Source organism: Treponema sp. UBA7567 (assembly GCF_002476655.1).
GTDB lineage: Bacteria > Spirochaetota > Spirochaetia > Treponematales > Treponemataceae > Treponema_D.
Map to the genome: position 1 here is coordinate 227 of NZ_DLLH01000071.1, position 446 is coordinate 672.

Consider the following 446-nt stretch of genomic DNA (forward strand, 5'->3'; position numbering starts at 1 on the left):
AAAAAATAAAAAAAGCAAAAAATCCGCTTTAACTGCACAAAATGTAGTTTCTGCGGAAAATAAAAATAAACAGGAGGCCGAAAAAATGGCAGAATTAACAGAAAAAACATTAAAAGTAGAAGGAATGATGTGCTGCAACTGTGAAAATCACGTAAAAAGAGCGCTTGAAAAAATCGAAGGCGTAGAGACAGCCTCGCCAGACCACAAGACTTCGCAGGTTACGGTAAAGCTTTCGAAAAACGTTCCAGAAAGCGAATTTGAAAGGGCGATTGCAGACGCCGGTTATACTTATGCCGGTTTAAACTTGTAAATAAAAAAGAAAATCTTTAAAATGTGGACAAAAATTTAGAAAGCCGGTTTTTACCGCTTATGAAGACGGTAAACGCTGAAGAAAACTTTCATTTTTTTAGTAAAAACTCGACAGGATGTAAGATAAAAACAGCCGA

General features: G+C 36.1%; 1 protein-coding gene. It reads left to right on the plus strand.

The window, feature by feature from the left end; translation table 11 throughout:
* Positions 1-85: 85 nt before the first annotated feature.
* Entirely contained in the window at positions 86-310 is a 225-nt protein-coding gene (locus tag B3Y13_RS08775) for a heavy-metal-associated domain-containing protein (protein WP_296694009.1), read from the plus strand.
* Positions 311-446 lie beyond the last annotated feature (136 nt).